Source organism: Chryseobacterium sp. GW821-FHT04C04 (assembly GCF_059420365.1).
On sequence record NZ_JBWKTO010000004.1, the window covers coordinates 721,324 to 741,423 of the forward strand.

The following is a 20,100-nucleotide window of genomic DNA, read 5'->3' on the forward strand; positions in this document are numbered from 1 at the left end:
AAGTAGATGTTAGTTAAGGATTTAGAAGAGTCCTTCTATGGATAGGTATCTCTCTCCGGTATCGTAATTGATGGTAAGGATTTTAGCGTTAGATTGTATTTCCGGTAAATGTTTGGCGATGGCTGCTAAAGCGGCTCCTGTGGAAACTCCTACAAAAAGACCTTCTTTTTTAGCGGCATTAAGGGCATATTCATACGCTTCCTCCTTGCCTACTGTGATCACTCCGTCCAAAAGGGTAATATCCAGAATGGAGGGAACAAATCCTGCTCCTAATCCCTGCAATGGGTGTGGCGCCGGGCTTCCTCCACTTAATACAGGAGATAATTCCGGTTCTACGGCAATTACTTTTACGTTAGGATATTTTTCTTTTACCGTTTTTGCAATTCCGGTGATGTGTCCTCCGGTTCCTACTCCTGTAATGATATAATCCAGACCATCCGGGAAATCTTTTAAAATTTCCTGTGCAGTGGTTTCTACGTGTACTTTTACATTGGCAGGATTATCAAACTGTCTTGGAATCCATGAATTAAGTGTTTCTTCAGCCAATTCATTAGCTTTTTCAATAGCGCCTTTCATTCCTTTTTCTCTTGGAGTCAATACGAATTCCGCTCCGTAAGCTTCCATGATTTTACGACGTTCTATACTCATGCTTTCCGGCATAACAAGGATCAGTTTGTATCCTTTAACGGCAGCAACCAAAGCAAGTCCTATTCCCGTATTTCCGCTGGTAGGTTCTATAATGGTGCTGTCTTTATTTAATAATCCTTTTACTTCTGCATCTTCAATCATGGCCAGTGCAATTCTGTCTTTAATGCTTCCGCCAGGGTTGCTTTTTTCAAGTTTGATCCAGATTTCATGATCTGAACTGAAGAGTTTATTAATTTTTACGACGGGTGTATTTCCAATCGTTTCTAATGCATTCTGAAACTTCATATCAATGTACTTTTTATTTTTGTTTTTTTTAGATCACAAAGGTTAATGATTCCGGTAATGAAGTATTATCCTTTATTTTTATTTCACTTTTATGGTAGACCAGAGAGTTGGCGGGGACATCCTGTGTTATCCAGACGTTTCCTCCTATGAGACTTTCTCTGCCAATGGTGGTTTCACCTCCCAGAATAGTGGCTCCCGAATAGATAATCACATCATCTTCAATATTGGGATGTCTTTTCTGATGGGCTTTTTCTTTGGAAACATTCAAAGCTCCGAGGGTGACTCCCTGATAAATTTTGACATTGTTCCCGATAATGGTTGTTTCTCCAATCACGATTCCTGTTCCATGGTCAATAAAGAAAGACTTTCCTATCGTTGCTCCCGGATGAATATCAATCCCGGTTTTGCTGTGGGCATATTCTGAAATGACACGCGGTAAAATTTTCACCTCCTGATTCCAAAGCTGGTGCGAAATACGGTAGACATAGGTGGCAAAAAAGCCGGGATATGCCAGATATACTTCTTCCAGAGAATCGGCGGCTGGATCAAATTCCAAAATGGATTTTGCATCCAGAACCAGCTGATTATATAATTCCGGTAAAGCCTCAAAAAATTGCTTGACCTGTTTTTCAGTAAGGTCTTTATTTCCTGTTACCGTATTGATCTGATCAGAAAGTGTTTCCTGCAGTGCTTCAAAATTTCTTTTCAGCTGATCTTCCGTATTGTCATTCTGAGGAAGGAAGAGTGTTTCATACAAATCCTTCACCCATCTTTTGGTCTTTATTTTATCAAAGAATCCATGAATATTATTTTGTTTGGTCTTATGAATTCTTTGTATTAATTGATCGGAAATTGGCATCTTTCTATTGAATTATACAGGCTGCTACCGTTGAATTGGACGTTTCATCTACCAAGATAGCCGAACCCGTTGTTTTATTATGGGTAAAGCTGTCATACACCAGAGGCTGTGCTGTACGGAGTGTAACTTTTACAATTTCGTTCAGTTTAATTTCGCCATCAGTCTGTTCCCTGATCAGGGTGTTGACATTGATTTTGTAATCTACCTCTTTTACAACTGCTTTTACAAGTCTGCTGTTTTGCTGCAGAAGGTATTTATTCCCTGGCTGCAGCGGTTTCTGATCCAGCCAGCATAAAAGAATTTCAAGGTCTTTTTCAACTGTGGGAACATGCTCTTCCGTGGCAAAAATATCTCCCCGGCTGATATCTACATCATGAGCAAGGTGGATCACGGCTGGCTGACCTTCAAAGGCTTCTTCTTTTTCAACACCATTGATTTCAATTTTAGTGATTTCAGTGGTCAGATCTGCCGGAAGGATATGGATTTTCTCTCCTTTTGTGAATTTCCCGCTTAATATTTGTCCGGCATATCCTCTGTAATCATGCAATTCCTCAGTTTGAGGACGGATTACATATTGAACCTGAAAACGGCTTCCATTGTTTTTTTCTTCATGTAAAGTTATTTCTTCAAGATATTCGAGAAGTGAATTTCCTTCGTACCAGTCTGTTCTGAACGATTTTGAAACAATATTATCTCCTTTTAATGCTGAGATCGGGAAATAACTTACATCATTCAGACCCAGATTTTCTGCAATTTTCGAATATTCTGATTTTATGTTTTCGAAAACGTCTTCTGAATAATCAACCATATCCATTTTGTTAATAGCTACGGCAACTTTTTTCAACTGTAATAAAGAGGCGATGATGGAATGTCTTCTGGTCTGTTCAATCACCCCTTTTCGTGCATCGATTAGAATAACCATCAGGTCAGAGTTTGACGCTCCGGTGATCATATTGCGGGTATACTGCACATGTCCTGGTGCATCAGCAATGATAAATTTCCTTTTTGCGGTTGAAAAATAGCGGTAGGCAACATCAATCGTTATTCCCTGTTCTCTTTCTGCACGCAGACCATCCGTTAAAAGGGCAAGGTCTACCCCATCTTCGTTTTTATTTTTTGAATGTTTTTCAAGGACTTCCAATTGATCCTGTAAAATACTTTTGCTATCGTAAAGCAGTCTGCCGATAAGGGTACTTTTACCGTCATCAACGCTTCCTGCTGTTATAAATCTTAATATATCCATCCGATTGTAATTATAAATGATAAGTGATAAATTATGAATGATAATTGATGAAATGCTTTGTGTAATCATTAATCAATTATCTTTTATCATTGATTAAAAATAGCCTCCTTTTTTTCGGTCTTCCATGGCGGCTTCTGTTACCCTGTCGTCAATTCTGGTTTCGCCACGTTCTGAAATTCTGGTGGCAACAATTTCTTCGATGACAGCATCAATTGTTACCGCATTAGATTCTACCGCAGCAGTGCAGGTCATATCTCCTACGGTACGGTAACGGATTTTCTTGGTGGTGATGAGATCTTCAGGTTCTAAGAAAATGTGTGAAGAATTGGCAAGCCATTGGCCATTAAAATCTACCACTTCCCTTTCATGCGAGAAATAGATGGAAGGTAATGCAATCTTTTCCCTTCGGATATAGTTCCAGATATCAAGCTCTGTCCAATTGCTGATCGGGAATACTCTTACATTTTCTCCTTTATGGATTTTTCCGTTGAAAATATTCCAAAGCTCCGGACGCTGAAGTTTTGGATCCCACTGCCCGAATTCATCACGAACTGAGAAGATTCTTTCTTTGGCACGTGCTTTTTCTTCATCTCTTCTCGCTCCTCCAATACAGGCATCAAATTCAAATTCTTCAATGGTATCAAGAAGTGTATAGGTTTGCAGCCAGTTTCTGCTTGGGAATTTACCTTTGGCCTCAGTCAGCTTTTTACTTTTTATAGTGTCTTCCACCTTTCTTACAGCCAGGTTAACATCCAGCTGTTTTACCAGCTGATCACGGAAATCCAATACCTCCTGAAAGTTATGCCCGGTATCTACATGAACGAATGTAAATGGGATTTTCCCGTGGAAGAATGCTTTTTTGGCCAGATGTGCCAGTACAATACTGTCTTTTCCTCCACTGAATAATAAGGCAGGACGTTCAAACTGACCCGCTACTTCTCTTAATATATAAATAGATTCGGCTTCTAACTGATCTAAATAGTTTAACTGATGTATTGACATTTTTTTCCTTTTTTATTGATGAATATGCAGACCGCATTCTTTTTTATTGGCATCTTCCCACCACCAACGGCCGGCTCTGAAATCTTCCCCTTCTTTGATGGCTCTGGTACAGGGTTCACATCCTATGCTTACAAATCCTTTTTTATGAAGATGATTGTAAGGCAGGTGATGATCTTTTACATACGCTGTCACCTGTTCAGAAGTCCAGTGAAGGATGGGATGGTACTTAATAATCTTATTATCGGGATCCCATTCCAGCTGAGGCATATTCTGTCTGTTCGCAGAATGTTCAGATCTCAGCCCTGTAATCCATACTTCATAGCCTTCCAGTGCTTTTCTTAAAGGATGAACCTTTCGGATGGTACAGCATGCTTTCCTCTTTTCTACAGATTGATAAAAAGAATCAGGACCATTTTCTGTTACAAATTCTCTGAGCTCTTCCATATCCGGATAATAGGCTTTGATGTTCTTTTTAAAAAAAGCTTTTGTGGAGGTCCAGGTTTCGTAGGTCTGTTCAAAAAGCCTCCCCGTATCGAGGGTAAATATTTCAATATTTAAATCTTTTATCAGATGAGTGATGACCTGATCTTCGTAACTGAAGCTGGTTGAAAAGATCACTTTACCCGGGAATTTTTCAGTCAGTATTTGCAGTCCATCAGTTTTAAAAGAAGCTTCATTAGCCTCTTTTACAAGATTTTCGTATTCATTTTTCAGACTGTTATTCATTTTGAATTGAGATTTAAGTCTTGCAAATATATACAAAATTCTATAACTCCTATCAAAATAGTCGAATTTAAATAAAAAATTTTTATTTGTTATTAATAAACTTAGTCAGAGTGGCTTCCATCATGCTTGTTCTGGTCTTTTCACGAACGATCATTAATTCTTTTCTCAGATAGCAGACTGCTTCATCTACACAATCGTCACATGCTTCATAAAAGTTTAAAGAAACACATGGAGTAAGAGCAATAGGACCATCGAAAATACGGTAAATATCTGCTAATGAAACATCATCGGGAGATTTCAGAAGGTAATACCCACCTACTTTGCCCTGTTTGCTGTTGACAAGCTTGGCTCTTTTAAGCTCGAGAAGAATTTGTTCCAGAAATTTCTTGGGGATGTTCTCGTCCTGTGCAATAATAGAAGTTGGCAGAAAGCCCTGGTTATAATTCCTTGCTAATCTGACCATTGCTTTAAGCGCATATTTGCAACGTTTCGACATCATAATTCCTGCAAGTTATGATAAATTATCTGATAAATGAAATGTTTTTATAGCTGAAAACTTTGTATTTTAAATACAAAAGTGACAAAAGATAAAAACACCTAAGTTGATTTTAAGTTACAAATAAACTGCTGAGAAGTTCATTTAAGGTTAAAAAATCAAAGATTTTTTATTGCCTGAGATTACAGAAGCATCTGTGCAATCTGTGGGAAAAATAAACTTAATAAGTTTACCTTTTTTGCAATATAAAGTAAGCCAATTCCCTATCGTCCCGTTTTAAATTTTCAACTCTTTTAAAACCACTCTTTAGAAGTACTTTTTGAGACCCGATATTATCAAGATCGGTTACCGCTACGATATCCTTTTTAGGATGTAATGAATAGCAATAGTCAACAAGTGCTTTACATACTACTGTTCCGAGCCCTTTCCCCCAGTAATGTTCTCCTAAGGTATACCCAATTTCTATCTGTTCCGGATTATCAAGAAAGACTCTGGCAAGGCACATTCCTACAAAATCATCAGTTTGGGTATTGAATATTCCCCATCTGCTGAATGGACTTTCCTTGTAATCGGCCAATGCTTTGTCAAACATCTCTTGATATTCTTCAGGAGTTTTGTAAGGCAGATAGCGGGTAACATTTTCATTTTCAAAAAGAGTAGAAAATAAAGGGAATTCTTCGGGAGTAAATTCGCGAATGGTGATAGTGTCGTTTTTATAATGCACTGAATATTGTTATCAAAGAATAAAATTACATAAATAAATGAAGAACTACTCATAAATAGGATAAAAAATTGGGTTTACAATGAAGCCAATCCACTGTATATGAATACTAAACTATTATTCATTTCTGAGAAAAGTGTTTTGTTATTTAATTTGAAAGATGATTGTGTCTAGAAAAAAGAAAGATGAGCTCAATGAGCCCATCTTAATCCTGCATATCTCAAACATACATGCCGTTAAAATAACACCTATTACTAACGATCATATTGTATCGATATAGCGTTTGATCCTATTTTTTAATGAATTTTTGGGAAGACTTCCCTAAAGAGGTTTCAATATCAATTAAATAAGTTCCGCTTAGGAAGTGTTTAACATCAACCTTATCACCAATAACTTTAGCATTCATTTTTCTTCCAAACATGTCGTAAACAGAAATTGATTTAATTTTCCCTTTTGTTTTAATAGTTAATACATCAGAAACTGGATTTGGATAGATGGATGTTTCTGAGTTTGTTGTATCAACGTCTGCAGTGGATAATGATAATGCGCATGGTGTTGTAATGCTGCCATATGGTTGTGTATTATATCCAAACTCTGCTACAGAATAATTTGAACCATTGGCCCCCACAATCAGTTTGAAATAGCCGTTAATATTATAGCCTTCGAATTGGTTTCTAAAACCAACATAAGCGGTTTGGCCAGACCAGTTAGTGTAGGTAGGCGTGTACACGTCAAGCTGTCCGGGAGTACCAATTGGGTAACCTATATTATTTGCATTAGTTATAGTGGTGCAGGCCGGAATTAAACTGATATTTCGTGTTCCTGTTTGGCAAACTAATCCTTTCCAATAGGTTTCCAGTTTTAATTGATTGGCGCCATAGTACCAAGCGCCATACCCGGCATCATCACTAAGCTCCGGGTTAATGATAAAATATTTCCAAGGTGCTCCGGAGTTGGTTGTTACTGTTGTTGGTGTTGGATTGGCATAACTTTCCAGAGGAGTTCCAGTAACTATTTTATAAGGATCTTTATAACAAAAAGTTAATGCCAAAGCGGTCGTTGATCCTAATGACGTTGCACCTCCTGTTATAGCTGGATTAAGGAATGTAATTGATGAATTCAGAACCTGGCTTTTAGGATGACTGGTTGCCGCACCATTTATAGTAAGTGTAGCAGTAGTAGGGCTTGTAACTGCTATAGCTGCTGTTAGTCCTGCTGGTAATGAAGAAGTGAAATGTGTTCCTGCAGTAAGAGTTGTTCCATTTGGTACGGCAAATGTTGCTCCGTTTAGCGTAATCGTTGATGTAGGAGCAGATGCTACTGTTCCATCTAATGATACTTTACCATTATTGTCTATATTTTCAGTAAATGTACTGTTGTTAAGAGTTAATCTAGGCGGAGTATTAGCAACACCGGTTGCGGCTAAGTTGGCAGGCTGCCATAAATTTATTCTTGAAGGGTGATTTAATGCGGCTAACATTCTGTTAACTTGTCCATTGGTAAACATTTTATAACAACCGGAAGAACCATTGTATCCCATATAGTTTTCAACGTTTACTTTTTGTCCAAGACAATTGTTTCCAGCTGTACATCCTAATCCGGAAGAATTATTTTCAACAGGGGTGTCAGCAACTCCGTCACCATCATTACCAGGGTTACCCGTTGAACAAAGAACATTGAACGTGTGTTGAAGATTTAACCAATGTCCGAATTCGTGAGTGAATGTATCAGAAAACTCGTTTGAAGCTACTGTTCCTGCAGCATTGAATATATAACGGCCATTATAAACAACTCTGGCTGTATTTACTGAAGTCATGTATGAATCCGGATACCAGGCAACTCCTGATTGATATAAATCTTTATCAGCATATAGATCATTTTGTATATACACATTCATATACTTTGTATTATCCCAGGCATCTGTGCCAATTTGTGCATCATATCCGCCTCCATTGCCATATCCCCCTTTGAAAGGATGAAATACCACTCCGCTTGTTGCTTTTCCGGTTGGATCAATTTTAGCTAATCGAAATTCAATACTTAACGCTCCTCTGATAGATTGGAAATCTGGATCTACGGTATTTGAATCAGTGTTGATTCCATTGAAATTTAAGTTGATTTGTTGCAGTAAGTCAACTACTTTTTGGTAATTTACTTTTACATTACTTTGAGATTCTCCATACACATGAAAAACCACAGGGATGATGTAGGTGGAAGTGTTGACCTTTTTATTCAATGGAGTTTTGTTTGATTCCATTTTTTTTACAAAATCTTTGGTGAATTTTTCGAAATTTTCATATTCAGCCTTAGATTCAGGGTGCAGTTCAAAATGTTTTTTCATCATTTCATCTGCTTTACACTCATGAGGTCTGTTTTCTTGAGCAAAACCTATTATTGGAAATAGGGAAACAAGTAGTAGTAATTTAATTTTTTTCATGATTTTTTTGGATTTGGTTGTTAATAAATTATTTGAATAATCAAATGGTTTTAGGCATAATTTTTTGTGTGTGTTATGTGATATTTTTTAATTAAATCTTTCTGGGTTGAATATCTTTATTTCAACCGTTGGCTTTTGGTCATTGGCAAGTTCTGAAACTGTTTTTCCGAAAATGGGTCCTAAGCTTAGTCCCATCATTCCACCGCCTCCGGCAATAATTAGATTTTTTAATTTCGAAGATTGACCTAAATACGGAAGGCCATCCGGAGCGCAGGGTCTGTAACCAAACCAGATTTCGGATTCTTTAGGCATTTCCACTTGAAAATCGGGTAAATATTTTGGAATAGACTGGATGATTCCTTCTACCCTTTTCATATTAATTTTATCATGATGTGAAGCCAGTTCCATAGTTCCGCCAAAACGGATCTGCCCATTCATAGGAGTGACAGCCACTCTTGCTTCCAGTAATAAAGCAGCATGGTTCAGGATATTATGCGGATTTTCCGGTTGGTGTATCAATGAATACCCTTTCCCAGGCATTAATTGAATTTTAATACCTGCTTTTTGAGCAAGCTCAGGTAAGAAGGAACCTCCTGTCATGATAAATTGGTCTGCGGTAAATTCCTTACCATTGGCAATGACTGTTTTAATAGTATTTCCAAAAGTTTTAAAGCCTGTTACCTGATGATGAGTATGGAAAATGACACCCTTATTTTTTAGATAAGAGATCATTTGCTTCATCAGTTTCATAGGATTCATATGGCCGTCACATTTGTAATTGATCCCTCCAATAACATCCAGTTGGATATTGGGTTCGAGTTCCTGAATTTCTTTTTTATCCAGAATATCAACGGATAACCCCATATTGATTGCTTTGTAAGCCAGTTCTGTTTCCTCTTCTGCTACTTTCTCTGTTTTATAGAGCATTAAAATGCCATTCTGATTAAGTTCAAAATCAAATTCATCTTTTGCTGCAATGTCATTATAAAGTTGGCTGCTCGCAAGATTAAGATCCCGGATTGCAGATGCAGAGTAATCAACATGTTTCTGGTTGGAATGTTTCAAAAACTTCATTCCCCAGGAAACCAGCCTGGAATTGAGTGATGGTTTTACATAAAACGGACTTTTACTGTCAAACATCCAGCGGATTCCCTGTGCAACGATTCCCGGTGCGGCCAATGGGGTAAAATGACTGGGCACAATCATTCCTGCATTGCCATATGAACAATTGTTGGTAAGATCGTTCTGCTCCAGAATTTCTACACTCCAGCCTTTCTCTAAAAGGTAATAGGCGGAGCTCAATCCTGCTATTCCTGCACCGATGATCAGTGCTTTTCCTTTATTCTGTGTCATATGCTTGTTACATTACCTGAAAACCCTGCCAATAAGGATCTTCATCATCTATAATAATATGATTATATCCGGTAATTCTTGCCCAGCCTTCTACTGATGGGATAATGGCGGCTCTTCCATCAATAGTAGTGGTCTCTTCAATTCTCCCGATAAACTGGGATCCGATATAACTTTCATGAATGAATTCTTCACCTTCCTTCAGTTTTCCCTTAGCATACCATTGAGCTATCCTTGCAGACGTTCCTGTGCCGCATGGAGAGCGGTCTAAGGCATTTTCGCCTACTAAAACAGCATTTCTTCCACTGGCTTTAGGGTCAGTAGGTTTACCTGTCCATTGAATATGACTTAATCCGCTAATGTGTTCAATTTCAGGATGGATGAACTGATACTTTTCATTGAGCAGTTTTCTGATAAGTTTTCCATAATGGATGAGCTGGCTGGCTGTAAAATCAGAGATATCTCTGAAATTTTCCTGAGGATCTATAATCGCATAAAAATTTCCGCCATAAGCTACGTCAGCACTTATTAATCCAAGATCCGGACATTCAACTTCCAGGTTTTCAGCATAGAGAAAAGACTTTACATTGGTGAGTTTTACTGATTTTACTTTCTTTCCTTCCTGTATATAATCGATGAGAATAAGTCCCGCAGGTGTTTCAAGTCGTAATTTTCCCGGAATTTTAGGAACAACAAGACCTTCCTCAATGGCAATAGTCACTGTTCCAATAGTGCCGTGTCCGCACATGGGAAGACATCCGCTGGTTTCAATATATAAAACTCCGATATCATTATTCTCATCGATAGGAGGATACAGAATACTTCCGCTCATCATATCATGACCACGGGGTTCAAACATGAGTCCTTTTCGTATCCAGTCGTATTCTTTCATGAAATGAAGGCGGCGTTCCATCATGGAATTTCCTTTTAAAATAGGGGCGCCTCCTGCTACAAGACGTACAGGGCAGCCGCAGGTATGTGAATCTATACAAAAAAATGTTCTGTTCATGTGGTTTGTAATTTTAATGATTCTGAATTCATTGTTCCATCCACCATTCTGCTGATTTGTAATGGATTTTCATTCTTTAGCTCATCAGGTAAAAATTCATCCGGCCAGTTCTGGAAAGAAACAGGACGAAGAAACCGCTTGACAGCATCTGGTCCTACAGAGGTAAAACGGGAATCGGTAGTGGAAGGAAACGGCCCTCCATGCTGCATAGCATACACCACTTCCACACCTGTGGGCATTCCATTGAAGAGTAATCTTCCGCATTTATCCTTCAAAACATTAATCAATGTACTGTTATCACGTACATCTTCATTGGTCGCTGCGATGGTAATGGTTAACTGTCCTTTTAGGTGCTGAGCAATTTTCATGAGTTCTTCATCTGTTTCACACGCTACAACAATACCAAACGGGCCAAAGACTTCTTCACTCAATACAGGATTATTCAGGAATGTTTTGGCATTTGTTTTTATAACTGAAGCACTTACCTTACCATCTTCTGCCTTTGTATTTCCCGATGTAATTATTTCAACATCAAGCTGTTCTATTGCATTACTTCTGTTTTTTTCAAAACTTTCGAATATCCCTTGGTGAAGCATATTGGCAGAAGCAACCTTCTGAATTTCCTCTTTTAATGCATTGATAAAACAGTCAAGCGACTTCCCTTCCAATGCAATAAACACTCCCGGATTGGTGCAAAACTGTCCTACCCCTAATGTTAAAGAAGCAATATATTCTTTGGCTAATGTTTCAGCTTTGGTTTCAAGTAAGTTTTGAAAGGCAAAAACAGGATTGATACTTCCCATTTCTGCAAATACAGGAATAGGATTCTCACGACTGTTGGCAATATCAAACAGAGCTTTTCCACCATGGAAAGAACCGGTAAACGCAACTGCCCTGATGTCTTTATGCTGAGTTAAATAAGCTCCAATCTCGTAAGATGTTCCGGTAATATGGCTAAAAATCCCTTCGGGCCATCCAAATTCTGTAACAACAGCAGTTATAGCATCAGCCATTATTTGTGAAGTCTGAGGATGTGCCGGATGTGCTTTTATAATAACAGGACAACCGGCACCGATAGTACTGGCGGTATCTCCACCTGCAGTAGAAAATGCAAAAGGAAAATTACTGGCTCCGAAAATGACAACAGGTCCGATGCCTACATTGTATTTTCTGAGATCACCTTTTTGTTTTTCAGGCTGGGCAAGATCAATTCTGGCTTCTGTATATATCCCGGAAGCAACAGCTTTTGCATAGCTTCTCCATTGTCCTATTGTTCTGGCTTTTTCACCGGTAAGTCTGGCTAAAGGCAATGAAGTTTCGGTATGAGTAACAGCCAAAAGGTCTTCTCCCAAAGCTTCAATCTTATCAGCGACAGCATTCATAAATTCTGCCCGTTCAATGATTGTCGTGTTTTTAAGAAATTGGAAGGCTTCAGCAGCCATCTGAATTCTTTTATCTATATTTTGTGTTGATGTTTCTTCCATCATATTTGTTGTTCTGGAATTAATAGTGCGGGACGATTTGCTCTGCCTTCTTCAATGATTTTTTGAATTTTTTCAGCTTCTTTTCCATGAAGTTCAAGACGTGGAGCTCTTACATACGGATTGCTTATTCCTTCAGCTGTTGCAGCCAGTTTAATATATTGGATAAGCTTAGGGTGAATATCCAGCTCCAGCAATGGCATAAACCATCTGTATAGGGCTACAGCTTTGTCGTATTCATTGGATTTCACATAGTTGTACATGGCCATGGTTTCATTAGGAAAAGCATCTACAAGACCCGCTACAAGACCGTCTGCTCCAAGCATCAGGGTTTCCAGACAAATAGTATCTACCCCTCCGAGAATTTTGATTCTTTTTCCAAAACGGTTGATCATTCTGGTTACATTGGCCAGATCTCTTGTCGATTCTTTTACAGCCTGAATGGTTGGATATTCAATAAGCTCCTCAAACATTTCAAGGGAAACATATATTCCATAATCTACAGGATTGTTATAAATAAGGATAGGAAGATCTGTAGCGGAAGCCACGGCTTTAAAATACTCAACAACTTCATGGTTATCTGCTTTGTAGCGCATTGGCGGAAGAAGCATAAGCCCGTCTGCCCCAAATTCTTTTGCTTTCTGAGCAAAGTTGACTGCATTTTTGGTAGTATTTTCAGAAAGATTAAGAATAACAGGAATTCTTCCCTGCGTTATCTTTTTTGCGTATTTCAGCAGTTCAAATTTTTCTTCTGTTTCCAAAGCGCTGGCTTCACCTAATGTTCCTGCAAGGATAATTCCGTGAACGCCTGCTTTAATCTGGGCTTCTGTATTGATGGCAAACATGTCAAAGTCTATTTCACCTTCTTTTGTAAAAGGAGTTAATACAGCGGGATAAATACCCTCCCAGTTTAGTTTTGTACTCATATCAAATAATATTTATCCAAAACTAGCAGAATTTCAAAACGGTAAATGTTAATATTTTAATAGGTTCTCACCGTATTTTAACATGTAGCTGTTTATTGCTGTATGGTAGCTTCTTTGTAGTGTTTAAGATATTCTTTAGGAGAATATTTCATGATGGATTTGAAAACCCGGTTAAAATTGGTAAGGCTGTTGAATCCACTGTTAAAAGCAACAGAAGAAATACTGTACATATTACTGGCAGTTAATAGTCTGCAGGCCCGTTGTACACGAAGTTCATTGAGGTATTCAATATAAGTGATGCGGGTACGTTTTTTAAAAGACCGGCAAAAAGCCTGAGGCGTCATACAGGCTTCTTTGGCAATAAGGTCAAGGGTTAGCTTATGTTGGGCAAAATTTTTCTTGATAAAAGTCTGTGCATCAATAATTCTTTGATCCGTATCAGAAACAGGATTAGGCAGATTCTTTTCTGAAGATAACGGAATATGCAAATGCCTGTTTTGCATAAGATGATTTAAAATCCTGATAAAATCAATAATCTGATCTACTCCTTTTGTTTTTTGCAGTGCAGCAATATCTTCTGCGATACTTTTTTTCAGTTTGGAAGCCACCTGGAAGCCTACTTCTGAATGATTGATGAAATTTTTAAGTTCCTCAAATTCCGGTAAGTCGAAAAATGCAGCAATCTTTTTGTGAGGATCAAAGAAAATAGAGATGGCATGAACCTTCTGCTTTTCATTTTTCTCAAAATTGCCCCTGAAAACATGGGATTGATTCGCTCCCAGATAGAAAATATCACCTGCTTCAAAATTAAAGAGATTCTGTTCTATGGCCAGAGTTCCATGACCTTTAAGAATCCACATGATCTGTGTTTCTGTATGACGGTGGAAATAAGGATAGAAATTAGGCATTATATCTTCCTGAATGCGGATACTTTTGTTGGTATCGGCAGGAACATAAAACTGGAGACTCTTCATCATAATATGAATGCTTTACTGGGTTATTAGATTAGCAAGGTTAAAATATTGCTGAAGTTAAGCAAAATATGAACATTAAATATCATATTAAAATCCAAATTTTACATATTCTTATTTTTAATGAATAAAGTACTATAAATAGTACAAAATCGTAACTTTAAACTTTTAAAATAAAAAGTATTCATAATATATGTTTTCAGCACAAACTTATCAAGACAGAAGGTCAGTATTACAAAGAAGTGTGTCTAACGGAATCTTATTATTTCTGGGAAATATAGAGAATCCTGTGAACTTTGAACATAATCCTTATTATTTCCGTCAGGACAGTACCTATTTATACTATTTCGGAATTCAGGAACCCCACATTGCAGCTATTATTGATATTGATGAAAATAAAACCATTGTTTTCGGAGATGAACTAAGTATCGATGATATTGTATGGATGGGCAGGCAGGAAACCTTGAAAGAAAAAAGTCTGAAATCCGGAGTACAGGAAACACTACCCTATGCAGAACTTGCACAATATATTGTAAAAGCGCAGACTTCCGGCAGAAAGGTTCATTACCTTCCTCCCTATCAGTCTTCCAATAAAATTGTACTGATCGATCTTCTTGGGATTAAAATTACAGAACTACAACCTTCTGTAGAAATGATTAAAGCTGTTGTAAAACAGCGTTCCATCAAAGAAACTCAGGAAATTACACAAATAGAACAGGCCGTGGATGTTTCCAATGAAATGCATTTACTGGCAATGCTTGCCACGAAACCGGGGATGAAAGAATATGAAATTGCCAATGCTATCCAGCATCTTGCTGCCAACAAAGAATGTCAGATGTCTTATCCTCCTATTGTGACCATCAACGGAGGAATTCTGCATAATCATTATCGTCTCAATACCATGAAAGAAGGTGATCTTTTCCTGAATGATTCCGGAGCAGAAACCGCCATGGGATATGCAGGTGATCTTACCAGAACCTTTCCTGTAGGGAAGACTTTTACAACGAAGCAGAAGGAAATGTATGAAGTGGTTCTGAATGCTTTTAATCAAGCTCAAAACCTTTTGAAACCGGGAATACGATTCAAAGATATTCACCTCAAAGCAGCACAGCATCTGGTAGAAGGACTCACCGATCTTGGGTTGATGAAAGGAAACCCTGAAGACGCTGTAAAGAATCATGCTCATACGCTATTCTTTCAGTGTGGACTTGGACATATGATGGGACTTGATGTACACGACATGGAAGATCTTGGAGAACAATATATCGGTTATACTGAAGAAGAGCCAAAAGATACCAAAACATTTGGATTGAAATCTTTACGTTTAGGAAAAGCTCTTGAATCCGGATTTGTAGTAACGGTTGAGCCTGGTATTTATATGATTCCGGAATTGATCGATATGTGGCAGGCTGAAAATAAAAATGCGGACTTTATTAATTATGATACAGTCAATGAATACCGAGATTTCGGAGGAATCCGTGTAGAAGATGATTTCCTGATCACAGATAACGGTTACAGACTCCTCGGAAACGGATTGATCAAAACAGTTGAAGAAATTGAAAATTACAGAGCTGAGCATTTAGCTTAATCCAAATAATATCTATGAAGAACATCAAAAAACTAACGGTCATTGCATTGTACTTCCTGTGTCTTTCACCTTTTGCGGCACAAAAAATACAGTGGACACCAGATGGCAATGCGTATTATTCATTTACTAAAAAAGGAGTTGAAATTGTGGATGTACTGCATCCCGGAAAAGATCAGACGCTTTTAAGCAGCAGCGAGCTGGTTCCTGCAGGAAGTTCTGAAGCACTTCAGGTACAGAGTTTTCAGGTATCTCCCGATGACAAAAGTTTATTACTCTTTGCCAATACTAAAAAAGTCTGGAGAGACAATACCCGTGGGGATTATTGGATTTTCGATAAAAATACTAAAAAGCTTACCCAGCTTGGAAAAGGATTACCAGCTTCATCACTGATGTTTGCAAAGTACTCACCGGACGGTAAAAAAGTTGCTTATGTGTCTAAGCATAATATTTATGTGGAAGATCTTTCCAATAATCAGCTTACCAAAATCACTACAGACGGAACGGATGGCATGATTAACGGTACCTTCGACTGGGTGTACGAAGAAGAATTCGGAACTCAGGATGGCTTCCGATGGTCACCCGATGGAAACAAAATTGCTTACTGGAAGCTTGATGCACGAGGAACGAAAAATTTCCTGATGATCAATAATACCGACAGTCTGTATTCATTTACTATTCCGGTAGAATATCCAAAGGTGGGCGAAAATCCTTCCGGATGCAGTATCTGGTTTTATGATCTGGCTTCCAAATCTTCAAAGAAAGCTGATATTGCAGGTGATGAAATGCAAAATTACATTCCAAGAATGGAATGGGTACTGGATTCTAAATCCGTTATTCTGCAGCAGCTGAACAGAAAACAGAATCAAAGTAAAATTATCGTAGCAGATGCCAATTCCGGAAGCAGTAAGACCATTCACACAGAAACAGATGCTGCATGGATTGATATCAAATCCCACTGGAACGACAATGACCCAAGCGGCTGGGATTGGATTGACAATGGAAAAGAGTTCCTATGGCTTTCTGAAAAAGACGGATGGAGACATATTTATAAAATAGATATGAGTGGTAAAGAAACATTGATTACGAAAGACGCTTTTGATGTGATTAAACCGGAATTTTTTGATGTTCAGAACAAGCAGATCTACTTTTTGGCTTCACCGAATAATGCTACTCAGAAATATCTGTACAAAGTAAGCATGAAAGGAGGAAATGCCCAAAAAGTAACGCCTGGAGCCTATACAGGTTCTAATCAATATACTATATCGCCCAATGGGAAAATTGCGATGTTTACGAATAACAGTACCAATACAATTTCAATAGGCTCTGTAGTTTCGCTTCCTGAGCATAAAGAACTTGTTGCTGCCAAGAGATCCGCAAAAGCAGATCCCGCAAGGTCTAAAGCTGAGTTTTTCCAGATTACGACACAAGATGGAGTTACTCTGGATGGATGGGTGGTAAAGCCTAAAAATTTTGATCCTAATAAAAAATATCCGATTGTTTTCAATGTATATGGAGAGCCGGCAACACAAACAGTAACCGACAGTTTCTATACAGGATGGAATGATTTGTATGTAGGAGATATGGCTGAAGACGGCTACTTATATGTTTCCCTTGAAAACCGTGGAACCCCTGCGCCAAGAGGCCGTGAATGGAGAAAATCTATCTACCGGAAAATAGGACAGCTTAATATCCGCGATCAGGCAATGGGAGCCAAAGCTTTATTTGCAAAATGGCCATATGCCGATACTTCAAGAGTTGCTGTGTGGGGGTGGAGCGGTGGTGGTTCTTCTACCCTGAACCTTCTAGGACAATATCCTGATATTTACCAGACTGGAATTGCGATTGCTCCGGTTGCCAATCAGTTATTTTACGACAATATCTATCAGGAACGTTATATGGGGCTTCCACAGGAGAACAGAGAAGACTTTGTTAACGGATCTCCACTGGCTTATGCTAAAAATCTAAAAGGAAACCTTTTGCTCGTTCACGGAACAGGTGATGACAATGTACATTACCAGAATACAGAAGTATATATCAACGAACTGGTAAAATACAACAAACAGTTTCAGCTGATGTCTTATCCTAATCGTACCCACTCTATTGATGAAGGAGAAGGAACGTCATTGCACCTGGCGACCATGTTCACCAAATATTTGAAAGAACATTGTCCTCCGGGAGGAAAATAATAACGAAAGTCTCACAGTAATGTGGGACTTTTTGTTTTAGGATTAAACAAAAATCCCCCGGACTGCTCCGGGGAATAATAGTGTCAAAAACCGATATTTTTTATAGTGATGTAAAGTGATGTTACATGGATAACAACAATGGATATGCCAAATTAATCACTATTTTATGAAATGTGAATTTTTGTGGTATCTTTTTACTTAATTCTTCAGCTCTTCTATTTTTAGAAGATTATCACTAAATTTGAGTGAATCATTTCTAACATCATTCATGAAACTACCACACTCCTATTATTCTAATCAGGATGTTCTCTTTATAGCTCAGGATCTTTTGGGGAAAGTTCTTTTTACGGAACTCAATGGTGAAATTACAGCTGGAATCATTGTAGAAACAGAAGCCTATTTTGGCGTTCAGGATAAAGCTTCCCATGCCTATGGAGGCAGACGTACAGACCGAACTGAAATCCTGTACAACAGCGGCGGAGTTTCTTATGTATACCTATGCTATGGAATTCATCATCTTTTTAATATAGTGACTTCCGTGGAAGGCGATCCTCACGCAGTTCTGGTAAGAGCTATTGAACCTTTGATCGGTAAAGAAATTATGGAATTGAGGAGAAATATGCCTGCATCTAAGTCAGCTATTTCTGCCGGTCCGGGATCTGCTGCCAAAGCATTAGGAATTGACAGGTCATTCAACAAAAAAGATTTAACGGAAAATGAAATCTGGATTGAGGATCGTGGTATTTCGTATACTAAAGATGAAATTGTTACAGGACCTCGGATAGGTGTTGCTTATGCACAGGAAGATGCACTTTTGCCCTGGCGTTTTTTTGTGAGAGGAAATAAATATGTGAGTAAGCCCAATAAAGCATAACCATCAGGATTTATAAACAGAATCATAAAACTCTTTGTAGTACGTAATCAGACTTTCAAGAGAAAAACCACGATTCAGACCGCTGGTATTGGGTAAAACCCAGACTTTTGCTCCACAAAAATCCTCAGACTGTTCTCCCCACAAAATTTCTTTCTTTTTAGAAAAAGCCTTGTAAGCTGCTTTACCAAGAAAAGCCACATATCGCGGTTGATATTTTGATATTTTTGATTTAAAACTTTCGAGGGCTTCATCAAACTCCTCTTTTGAAAGCTCATCAGCGCGGGAAGTTGCTCTTGCTACAGCAGTCGTCAGTCCATATCCGAAATCTAGAAGAGAAGTGTCACTCACCGCTTCAATCTCGTAAGGTGTAAAACCCGAAAGGTGAAGAACCTTCCAGAAACGGTTGCTCCTTCCTGAAAAATGATGACCGTCATTGGATGATTTTAAACCCGGATTGATTCCACAAAAAATTACATTGAGTTGGGGTGAAATAATGTCTGTAAGCATAATTAAAATGAATTGGCTATATAAGTATTTTCATTGCGTAAAGGTATCAATATTTATAGCATTAAGGGATACATTTTATATCAAAATAAGTTACGTTTCACCCTCTTTAAAGTACGCTTTATCCCTGTTTTTTGCTGGATCGCTTATTTTATTATACTGAATATGAATAGATAGCGGTAATTTCGAAGCAGTAATTCTATTGTAAGGAACTCTTTTTCAACAGTAGAAAACATTATTAAAATAAATAATATGAACTGGATTGCATTAGTTATCGCAGGAATTTTTGAAATCGGATGGCCTTTAGGGCTTAAACTCTCTCAACAGCCGGAAAATAATAAATGGAGCTGGATTATGTTTTCAGTTTTGTGTATGACCATTAGCGGCGGATTTCTCTGGTATGCTCAGAAAAGTATTCCTATCGGAACAGCATATGCCGTCTGGACAGGAATTGGTGCAGTAGGAACTTTATTGGTAGGGATTCTTTTTTTTCAGGACTCGGCTAGTATTTTAAGATTACTTTCTGCCTTATTGATTGTTGTTGGGATCGTTGGTCTTAAACTATTTTAAAAAAGAAATTGGCTTAAGATTATTGCTAATCATTAAGCCAAATCATTATTCAACATTGAAATAATACACTAACCACATATGTATATACCACTTGGTTTTCAATAATCTTTGGTTGGGTAAATTTGGATAAATGAATGGAAATGTGGAAGAAATATCTATAAACAGAGACTCTGGATCTACCAATTAATCTTTTTACCAAAAATGTAGAGAGTTACAAAAGAAAA

At 38.0% G+C, this 20,100-nt stretch carries 18 protein-coding genes; 4 read left to right on the top strand and 14 right to left on the bottom strand.

Annotated elements, in window-relative coordinates; genetic code table 11:
* Positions 1 to 21 precede the first annotated feature (21 nt).
* The 13 genes from cysK to AC07UM_RS16815 form a co-directional block, all read right to left on the bottom strand.
* Positions 22 to 933: a cysteine synthase A gene (cysK, locus tag AC07UM_RS16755; protein WP_494684219.1), complete on the bottom strand. Its 912-nt coding sequence runs from the start codon at positions 931 to 933 to the stop codon at positions 22 to 24.
* Positions 934 to 961: 28 nt separating this feature from the next.
* Complete coding sequence (gene epsC / locus AC07UM_RS16760; RefSeq protein ID WP_494684220.1) at positions 962 to 1,792, bottom strand: serine O-acetyltransferase EpsC; 831 nt, start codon at positions 1,790 to 1,792, stop codon at positions 962 to 964.
* Between the two features lie 4 nt (positions 1,793 to 1,796).
* Positions 1,797 to 3,035 (bottom strand): sulfate adenylyltransferase subunit 1, encoded by a 1,239-nt coding sequence (locus AC07UM_RS16765; RefSeq protein WP_494684221.1) that lies wholly within the window; start codon positions 3,033 to 3,035, stop codon positions 1,797 to 1,799.
* 93 nt (positions 3,036 to 3,128) lie between these two features.
* Complete coding sequence (cysD, locus tag AC07UM_RS16770) at positions 3,129 to 4,037, bottom strand: sulfate adenylyltransferase subunit CysD (protein WP_494684222.1); 909 nt, start codon at positions 4,035 to 4,037, stop codon at positions 3,129 to 3,131.
* 12 nt (positions 4,038 to 4,049) lie between these two features.
* Positions 4,050 to 4,763: a phosphoadenylyl-sulfate reductase gene (locus tag AC07UM_RS16775; RefSeq protein ID WP_494684223.1), complete on the bottom strand. Its 714-nt coding sequence runs from the start codon at positions 4,761 to 4,763 to the stop codon at positions 4,050 to 4,052.
* 82 nt (positions 4,764 to 4,845) lie between these two features.
* Positions 4,846 to 5,262: an RrF2 family transcriptional regulator gene (locus AC07UM_RS16780; RefSeq protein WP_494684224.1), complete on the bottom strand. Its 417-nt coding sequence runs from the start codon at positions 5,260 to 5,262 to the stop codon at positions 4,846 to 4,848.
* Between the two features lie 226 nt (positions 5,263 to 5,488).
* Positions 5,489 to 5,983 carry a GNAT family N-acetyltransferase gene (locus AC07UM_RS16785; RefSeq protein ID WP_494684225.1) on the bottom strand — a complete coding sequence of 165 codons (495 nt, stop codon included), beginning with the start codon at positions 5,981 to 5,983 and terminating at the stop codon, positions 5,489 to 5,491.
* A gap of 286 nt (positions 5,984 to 6,269) precedes the next feature.
* Entirely contained in the window at positions 6,270 to 8,417 is a 2,148-nt protein-coding gene (locus AC07UM_RS16790; RefSeq protein WP_494684226.1) for a zinc-dependent metalloprotease, read from the bottom strand.
* 87 nt (positions 8,418 to 8,504) lie between these two features.
* Entirely contained in the window at positions 8,505 to 9,770 is a 1,266-nt protein-coding gene (locus AC07UM_RS16795; RefSeq protein ID WP_494684227.1) for an NAD(P)/FAD-dependent oxidoreductase, read from the bottom strand.
* A gap of 7 nt (positions 9,771 to 9,777) precedes the next feature.
* Positions 9,778 to 10,776, bottom strand: coding sequence for a 4-hydroxyproline epimerase (locus tag AC07UM_RS16800; protein WP_494684228.1), 999 nt, complete (start codon positions 10,774 to 10,776; stop codon positions 9,778 to 9,780).
* Positions 10,773 to 12,263 carry an aldehyde dehydrogenase (NADP(+)) gene (locus tag AC07UM_RS16805; protein ID WP_494684229.1) on the bottom strand — a complete coding sequence of 497 codons (1,491 nt, stop codon included), beginning with the start codon at positions 12,261 to 12,263 and terminating at the stop codon, positions 10,773 to 10,775. Before AC07UM_RS16805 ends, AC07UM_RS16800 begins: the two co-directional genes overlap by 4 nt.
* Entirely contained in the window at positions 12,260 to 13,183 is a 924-nt protein-coding gene (locus AC07UM_RS16810) for a dihydrodipicolinate synthase family protein (protein ID WP_494684230.1), read from the bottom strand. The genes AC07UM_RS16805 and AC07UM_RS16810 overlap by 4 nt, the downstream gene beginning before the upstream one ends.
* Positions 13,184 to 13,275: 92 nt before the next feature.
* The gene (locus AC07UM_RS16815; RefSeq protein WP_494684231.1) at positions 13,276 to 14,160 is read right to left on the bottom strand and encodes an AraC family transcriptional regulator; all 885 of its coding nucleotides are present in this window, start codon (positions 14,158 to 14,160) and stop codon (positions 13,276 to 13,278) included.
* Positions 14,161 to 14,347: 187 nt separating this feature from the next.
* On the opposite strand from AC07UM_RS16815, the gene AC07UM_RS16820 reads away from it, so the two are divergent.
* The 3 genes from AC07UM_RS16820 to AC07UM_RS16830 all read left to right on the top strand — a co-directional run bounded on the left by AC07UM_RS16820 (position 14,348) and on the right by AC07UM_RS16830 (position 18,802).
* The gene (locus tag AC07UM_RS16820; protein WP_494684232.1) at positions 14,348 to 15,742 is read left to right on the top strand and encodes an aminopeptidase P family protein; all 1,395 of its coding nucleotides are present in this window, start codon (positions 14,348 to 14,350) and stop codon (positions 15,740 to 15,742) included.
* Positions 15,743 to 15,756: 14 nt separating this feature from the next.
* On the top strand, positions 15,757 to 17,928 hold the full coding sequence (locus AC07UM_RS16825; protein WP_494684233.1) for a S9 family peptidase: 2,172 nt from the start codon (positions 15,757 to 15,759) through the stop codon (positions 17,926 to 17,928).
* Between the two features lie 268 nt (positions 17,929 to 18,196).
* Positions 18,197 to 18,802: a DNA-3-methyladenine glycosylase gene (locus tag AC07UM_RS16830; RefSeq protein ID WP_494684234.1), complete on the top strand. Its 606-nt coding sequence runs from the start codon at positions 18,197 to 18,199 to the stop codon at positions 18,800 to 18,802.
* Positions 18,803 to 18,805: 3 nt separating this feature from the next.
* Here the strand turns inward: AC07UM_RS16830 and mug are convergent, their stop codons facing one another.
* Positions 18,806 to 19,309 (bottom strand): G/U mismatch-specific DNA glycosylase, encoded by a 504-nt coding sequence (mug, locus tag AC07UM_RS16835; RefSeq protein ID WP_494684235.1) that lies wholly within the window; start codon positions 19,307 to 19,309, stop codon positions 18,806 to 18,808.
* Positions 19,310 to 19,558: 249 nt separating this feature from the next.
* Here mug and AC07UM_RS16840 point away from each other — a divergent pair, with 249 nt between their 5' ends.
* The gene (locus tag AC07UM_RS16840) at positions 19,559 to 19,876 is read left to right on the top strand and encodes a DMT family transporter (RefSeq protein WP_494684236.1); all 318 of its coding nucleotides are present in this window, start codon (positions 19,559 to 19,561) and stop codon (positions 19,874 to 19,876) included.
* The last annotated feature ends 224 nt before the right edge of the window (positions 19,877 to 20,100 follow it).